The sequence below is a fragment of the Vibrio sp. V42_P2S4T144 genome, from assembly GCF_009904715.1.
Taxonomy (GTDB): Bacteria; Pseudomonadota; Gammaproteobacteria; order Enterobacterales; family Vibrionaceae; genus Vibrio; species Vibrio alginolyticus.
In genome coordinates this window covers 1-7,328 of sequence record NZ_WXWS01000548.1, presented here as the reverse complement: position 1 = coordinate 7,328, position 7,328 = coordinate 1, and the positions used below count along the sequence as shown (strand labels likewise).

The following is a 7,328-nucleotide window of genomic DNA, read 5'->3' as shown; positions in this document are numbered from 1 at the left end:
TATCACGACAATCGATTGTTATCGATAGTTGGCTTAATAACACACAAGGGAAGCAAATGAATTACCAACCACACGAGGCATACGAAGAAGCTCTATCTGAACTAGAAAAAACAGATATCGATTACTCGGACGATATCTTCAACAATAATAACGAAGAAATCACAGCAGCGTTTCAGAAGGCGCTCAAAGACACTTACGGTATTGATGCTGTAATACACAATGGGTTTGTGTTTCTTACGGCTGAAGATGCGAATACAGATTCCGAGTTCACTCACGTATACGGGTGCTTATTCGATGAGCTAATTGATATTAGCAACGCGGTTACAAGTCGTCTTGACGAAGGAGAAGAAGATGATACAGATATCATTCAAAAAGAATTCGATGTATCGAGACAAACAAGTCGCATTTTGAACATAGTCGGCGAGACTCACGAAGTCGTCTATGACGAAGAAGCAGAAGAAGATTATTTGGCTTATTCTTACGCTCATAAAGAGACTGGTTTGTGTGATGATGTTATGCATATTCTCGACAAAACTTGCCCTGAACTACTCGAAACGCTATATCGCCCTTACATCGAAGGCGAAGTTGCAGCATACGTCGATAAGCAAATTGAGCGCGCAAAACTCATGAGACATTTCGCACCTAACAAAGAAAACTTGTTTGAATCAACTACTGAGCAATTGCGCGACGCTGAGGCAAATGCCAAAGAAATTGAGAAAATGCTAGTGAACAACTGCAAGTAAGCTACGCGATACTATACAAGCAGCCTACGGGCTGCTTTTTTCAGGTTCGAATCAAAGGGAATCAAATGGAAGTAAAAGAAGAGAACACACAGTCTGAATTGAGCGCACTAGACCTATTTAAGAAATATGAATCGGAAATGCTAGATGCAAAGACAAAGTGCGAAGAATATCTTAAACAAGCACAAACAGACGTAATCAAACAGTTCAAAATCGATGCTGCGAAATGTCGAATTACAAACGATCAGATAGCTGAAGCGTTCGGCATTCGAATCGCTAAAGAGAATCAAGTTACAGAACTGAACCCAGAAACACCAAAACAGCCACAAGACCCGATGTTTTATTACGAAGATCATATCTTGAGAACAATTAACGCAAATACGCTCAAGAAAGAGCCGTGGCGTGATCTGTACTTGTCGGGTGAGATCAACAAGTACCGCGTCGCTTACGCTAAGTTTCTTGGTGGCCGAAAAGGTATCGATGAAAAATGGGATATTGTTTACAAAGACTCAAAAGAGCCGAAACCTGATTGGGCGATAGGCGAAGAGAACAATGTAAACGAATTACCCGCTGGCAAGTACAAGGTATAGATATGCTGATAACGAGTAAATTAGCTGATTTCATCATCAAACACGATATTCACATTTTCGATGTTCGCGGCAATACGCTCATTCTTGATAACACGTATTTGAGTGACGATTACGCAACAATAAACATCGAAGTAGAATTTCACGGCGAAATAGGTATGCCAGATGGACACTACGTACTGCCTGACTTTCCAGATTTAGTGAAGCTTCTAATGGGTAAAAACTTTCGGTTATCTAACGGGAACCAAGTATTCACTCCATGTTTAGGCAAAGTCGATGCTGAGAATAATGTGATCAAATACGAGACGGAACTTGGCATATTTACACAAGAATACACATTCAGAGAATTCGAGGGACAAAAGTGCTCATAACAGAAGAACTAGCGAAAGTTGTATGTAAGCACAAATTCGAAAAGTTCATAGCCAACGACGGATATCTAGAATTCTACAAGAGACCTTCACGTCAACGAGTAACCGACAGTAGCATTCTATTCGCTCTAAAAGTTTATTACGAACACGGCTTAGAGCACGGCGAGTACGTAATCAACGAGTTCGATAGTGTTTGTAAGCAAATTCTAGGTCTTGGCTTCGGTAAACGCTCACGTCATAGGCGAACTCAAGCACAGGGTAGGTTTGTCGAGCATGATCAAGCGATCTATTTCGATATCGATGAAAACACTTACAAAGTCAATTGTCGTCTTATCGAACGTGGTGAATTGAAATACGGGTACAATTTACTCAAAGATGCTGACGATGATTACATTTGTGAGATAACAAAAGATGATCTCAAAATGGCACGAAAGATGCGCGGTAATCTATGTGCTAATGATCAACGAGTTTATCTGAAATCGGTCAAATTAACGAAACCTAAACGAGAACACAGTAAACAAGTTGTAATCAAAGGTGGGACATTAGATCTATTAGTCGATGGGGTAGAAGAAACGCATACGTTCAAAACAGACATCAAAGCGACTGACGAACTAATCAAGACGATTTACAGTTCCATGCTTGAAGTTGAGCAAGAACTATGTGAAATCGATAGCTACGTTGAATTCGAAGTTGATCCTACTGACTTAGTACCAAGCGATTACACCGTACACGTTGGACGTCCAAAAGATGCAGGCGATAATGTAGCTTGTGTGTATTTTTCAAATGGTATCTATGAATACCAGAAATCTTTATCACAAGACCATTATGAGCGCGTATCACGAAAACTGAACCCAGTTGAAGATAAAAGCGGGCTACTTGCTTTTGCTAGTAACGACTCAGACGAAGAAACGACAGCCCCTTAAACGGGGCTTTATTATCGAACTGTACAAATATACAGCATTTGTTATCATGGCAATATCACAAGAGGTATTGACTATGAAATCACGTGAGCACACCAGATCTAAGCAAATCAAAGCCGAAGTAGTTGAAATGACATGCGAGCAATGCGAACGCGGTGTCTTTCGTTATGACGATTCTAGGGAAGTGCTATCACCGTATCAAACCAAGCAATACCCGCACAAATGCTCTAGATGTGGCTATGAAGTCTATATCTCGATTCAGTACCCGATCATTAAGTTTGGCAACGAAACATGGGTACTCGCGAAGAACACTTTTAATAATCAACCTCGTTGAAGTTTAATTTGAAATCTGATGAATCTCGTAAAGCACGATAGAGTGTTACATCTTCCAAGCCTTGTTCGTACAACTTTCCTTTAATTTCGGTAATAATAGCAATAGGGCAATTACAACCGAATGTAATGGACTTAATTGCTTCTTTAGGAACTTTAAACATACACATAACAGAAGGGTATTCAAATGACAATCCAGGTCCTTCGCTATTACTTATCTCTTTCAGCGATGAATTTTTGCTCGTCTCATTGTCACTAACAGCATTAGGGTAACATTCTAGAATATCTTCCAAGTCGTTCTGATTACTAATTAAATAACGGTCCGCTTTGCTGATAGGTAACAATAATCTATGTTCTTTTTCGTATTGCCATTCATCAGACTTAACAAAATACGGTTCTAAATAATTGCTTAGCTTATTCGTTCTCTGTTTTCGATAATAAACCCTACTAACCTCTCCGACCATGTCATTCCCATCACTATGCATTTTAGTGAAAAAGTCATGTGTGATATCAAACTCGACAACAAACCCCTTGTGCTCGTCTGCATAGTGTGACCACATCAACAAGTTATCACGTGTTTCAGTTAAACTGACAATCCCATATCTCTTATACAAACCAATCCCGAAGTCATACTCACGCTGTTCCAATTCAATCATAACAGAGAGCTTATTCTGTACCTCTTCTCGACTTAGCTCCCTCTCTAACACCATAAACAAATCTACCCAGTAGTCATCACTCGGGTTCACCTCGAAAGGGTCATTTAGTGCTCGACCAGTAGTTGCACGTATTAAAAAGTTATCGAAGAACACTGGTCGAGAAGGGAAATACTTATATAGAGAAGTGATCATATACATAGCAGTCAGTTTGTTTTGTTGCATATAACTTTAACCTAACCACCACTCAAAACCAATAGATAATCAAAATGTCTGAAATTTTTTTGTTTTTTTAATTACATATATATCAATGGTTTAAGTCTTATTTAGTGCGCTTGCTTATTTTTTGAACATTATCTTAGTCAATCGTCAAAACTGCTTCTCTAAATACAAGTGTAAGAACAGAAACGAAGCGCACTCAGCGCATTTTTTAGAACACTTGAATAGTCACACGACAAGAGAGACATCAATGAAACTGTCAGATGAAATGAAGCGAACAATCATTCAAAAGAAGAAAGAAAACAAATACATACCAGCGACTGCAATCATCAAAGAACTTGGGTTAACAGTATGCAGACAACGCATTCAACAAATTCTTAAAGAAGCTGAAAATGAAGGGAAATTGTAATGACCAAAAAGACCAGACTAGAAGAAGCAATCGAACAGTTAAGAGAACGTTACAACGTGAACACCGAGCGAGAGTATACGAACGACAGTATTGAATCAGAACGTATTCAACGTGCTCTAGAGGCATTCAATACATCAGACGCATCAACGGCAGGTAGATAAATGAAAGTGACTCTTTTCAATTCAAACGTAGATACGAATCCCAAACATGTAGAGCTATCGAAAGTGGTAGCTCTTTTAAAAACTGAGTTCATGCGTACACGTGTGAACACTCTTCGAGAACTCCCTAGCGGGTTCGTGAGAAACAACTATAAGAAAACAAACTTACCGACATTCTGCTTTTACGGCGTATACGAGAACGGCAGAAAAATTGATGATTTGCGCGAATCAACGGGAATCATGTTGTTCGACTTCGACGACATCAAATCTGAAGAATACAGCGCAGAGCTGGTGGAGAGAATCAAATCAAAACTAGGTAACAAACTACTGCTTAGTTTCGTATCACCGAACTACGGTGTGAAGTTCGCGATAAAGACTGACTTGAAAACGAAAGACAACACAGAATACCGATTTAAATACGAGAAGTTCAGAAAGCTGTTTGAAAAGCTTCTAGATATCACACTAGACGACAACACTTCGAACTCAAATCGATTATGTAATCTGTCATACGATTCGAATGCTTATTACAACGAAGACGCAGACACGATTGCTATCAGTTCACGAATTCACGACGAATGGCTTGAACTTAAAAAGAAAGAAGACGAAGAGCGTGCTGAAGCTCAGAAGATGTACGACAAGTACAGCGATTCGATAAACGAACATAAGAAAGACATAGCAATCAATAAAGCAATTTCAGACTTCAGACGTAATCACGACAGAAAAGGCGAGCGTCATCGTGGATTGTTCATCTTGGGTATGGAGTTGTTCAAATCTGGGTGCAACGCATTCGAAGTCGAACGATGGTTCAAGAGTCTTGGCAGTTCATTCACTGAATCATGTGCTCGACGTTCAGCTATAGATATCGAGCAAACTTGGATCAAGAGCGGCAGACCGTTGAGCAAGTTTGTTCTGAATCGTCACAACCCACTTGGAGAATTCTTATGAGAGAGAAGACAGCAAGAATCAAAGAACCAGAGTCTCGAATCGCGAATCTATACGAGAGCAAGCCAGACAATGAATCAATCACTACCTACGTTATCAAAATTTTAATTAAAGAAGCTGAGAAGGGCTCGAATGGAAAAAGTAACAATAAAACTAGATTCGAATAACGAACAACGTCGCTTTCTGTCGCACGTAGCAAATGAACTACCAACATCAAACGGCATTCACCTAATTCGAGCGCATATGGGAGTCGGGAAAACATTCTTCCAATCACATGCAAGTGATACTCATGGCGACTTAGTGATATTCAGCATGAAGTCCATCAAGCGACAACAAGAATTCGACGCTTCTAACGCTGGTCACAACTTGATTACTGAGCAACTTGAACACTTTGTCGAGAAAGACTTAGAAGAGCTTAAACGCACGTACAGCCGCATTCACGTTGACGAAGTTCATCTGATTTACGATGCAGGGTATCGCGCTGAAACTATCGACGGTCTATACAAGAAAATCGTTGAATTATCGAAATTTATGCCAGTGTACTGCTATAGCGGTACATTCAAAATGAATCTATCTCCGTTTGATTTCGATACCGTTGTTGAAATCGAGAAACAAGTACCAAAAAAAGAACTACGTGTATTCATGCCTGAAGCGTCACGTGAAGAAGGTTCATACAACGGTATTAGTGCTCGTATGTTAGCTGACATTATTCAAGAAGATTTGGACAAGCCAGTGCTGTTCTTCAATAACAATCACAAGACGAATACCAATATCGCTGAATATCTGCGTAAAAACGGTGTGACGTGCGAAGTCGTGAACTCGGCTTCAGTTAAAGACAAAAACAGTAAATTTTCTGAACTGGCTAATACATCAATGATTGCATCAATGGACGTACAAGTTGTACTTACAACGTGTGCGCTAGAAGAAGGTATCAACATCAATGATGCAGTTCGTATCGTTTGTGTCCAAGATGCACCAGAAAAGATTTCGCAACAGTTCGGTAGATGTCGTAACCCTGAACTTGGTTCGTTCGATTTGGTCGTGGGGCAGGGTGAGAACGCACTAACTGACGAATACGTTAATTCGATAGTTGCTGATTGTCACGGTGAAGAGTTCAACTCAGCCGTGATTCGTGAAAGATGGGGTATCCCGCAGGTCACTAATCTGATCACTAACGAACGTCATCGCGAAGCAGTGTACAAGCGTTGTATTGAAATCACTCTGTGTAAAAAGACTGGTTACGGTATGCACGTACTTGATGAAGTAAAGCGAGTAGGTAACTTTGAAATCTCAGATATATTTGAAGCACCGAAAGGTGATTCTTTGCGTCAAGTCGGTATCACGAAAGCCATTTTGCTAGACGTATTCCGTGAGTACCACGAGAACATCGGTAAGTTCATCGAGAAGTACGAGAACATTGTGAAAGAAATCAAACGTCGAGCTAAGTGCTTGCGAGTACATGCTGAAGTAGCTGTCTCAAAAATGGATGCATTCATCGAGCGATGGGATTTACTTAATCTGAACATCGGTTGGGATACAGCATACCAACACTTGACCAAATCAACATTACTTTGGATCGAGTGTATGACTAAGCAAGAGTTAATCGATTTGGCATCACACGTTAAGAAATACGCTAACGCACTAAAAAAGGCGTTCGATAACGGCGTAGTATTGACTAAAGAACAGTTCATTGATTCGTCTCGCAGCTTCTTAGATGAATTCATCACTGTACGTGAACATATGAGCGAAATTGCTAACGAGACTGATGCTTCGATTTTGCGTATGTTCAAGATGTTAACCAATGCGAAAGAGATAAACGAAACGATGTCGTTCAGCGACAAGCAATGGTGGGATGATGTACTCGGTGATGCAAAATCTAGAAAGACATACAGTAGACACAAATCGTTTATCGAAGAAACTATATCAATCGATGAATTTCACGAAAAAACACAACTGACTCGTTCTGAAACGGCTCAGATGAAGAAGAAAGACATCAAAGCAA

9 protein-coding genes are annotated in these 7,328 nt (G+C 40.0%); 8 read left to right on the top strand and 1 reads right to left on the bottom strand.

The genetic code is table 11. The annotated features are described in order from the left end of the window. The 4 genes from CAG68_RS18175 to CAG68_RS18160 form a co-directional block, all read left to right on the top strand. A partial coding sequence (locus tag CAG68_RS18175; RefSeq protein ID WP_237667895.1) for a hypothetical protein occupies positions 1 to 743 on the top strand: 743 nt, incomplete at its 5' end. A gap of 65 nt (positions 744 to 808) precedes the next feature. Continuing rightward, a complete protein-coding gene (locus CAG68_RS18170; protein ID WP_161441473.1) occupies positions 809 to 1,330 on the top strand; it encodes a hypothetical protein in 522 nt (173 codons plus the stop codon). Between the two features lie 2 nt (positions 1,331 to 1,332). After that, positions 1,333 to 1,698: a hypothetical protein gene (locus CAG68_RS18165; RefSeq protein ID WP_161441472.1), complete on the top strand. Its 366-nt coding sequence runs from the start codon at positions 1,333 to 1,335 to the stop codon at positions 1,696 to 1,698. Beyond that, complete coding sequence (locus CAG68_RS18160; RefSeq protein ID WP_161441471.1) at positions 1,689 to 2,618, top strand: hypothetical protein; 930 nt, start codon at positions 1,689 to 1,691, stop codon at positions 2,616 to 2,618. The genes CAG68_RS18165 and CAG68_RS18160 overlap by 10 nt, the downstream gene beginning before the upstream one ends. Positions 2,619 to 2,929: 311 nt before the next feature. Here CAG68_RS18160 and CAG68_RS18155 read toward each other — a convergent pair whose 3' ends face one another. Continuing rightward, positions 2,930 to 3,823, bottom strand: a complete 894-nt coding sequence (locus CAG68_RS18155) for a DUF2971 domain-containing protein (protein WP_161441470.1) — start codon at positions 3,821 to 3,823, stop codon at positions 2,930 to 2,932. Between the two features lie 244 nt (positions 3,824 to 4,067). On the opposite strand from CAG68_RS18155, the gene CAG68_RS18150 reads away from it, so the two are divergent. The 4 genes from CAG68_RS18150 to CAG68_RS18135 form a co-directional block, all read left to right on the top strand. Further along, complete coding sequence (locus CAG68_RS18150; RefSeq protein WP_161441469.1) at positions 4,068 to 4,226, top strand: hypothetical protein; 159 nt, start codon at positions 4,068 to 4,070, stop codon at positions 4,224 to 4,226. Next, positions 4,226 to 4,387: a hypothetical protein gene (locus CAG68_RS18145; RefSeq protein ID WP_161441468.1), complete on the top strand. Its 162-nt coding sequence runs from the start codon at positions 4,226 to 4,228 to the stop codon at positions 4,385 to 4,387. The genes CAG68_RS18150 and CAG68_RS18145 overlap by 1 nt, the downstream gene beginning before the upstream one ends. Beyond that, complete coding sequence (locus CAG68_RS18140; RefSeq protein WP_161441467.1) at positions 4,388 to 5,329, top strand: BT4734/BF3469 family protein; 942 nt, start codon at positions 4,388 to 4,390, stop codon at positions 5,327 to 5,329. It abuts the gene before it with no gap. A 129-nt stretch (positions 5,330 to 5,458) separates the two neighbouring features. Continuing rightward, positions 5,459 to 7,328: hypothetical protein (locus tag CAG68_RS18135; RefSeq protein WP_161441466.1), on the top strand; the 1,870-nt coding region annotated here is incomplete at its 3' end.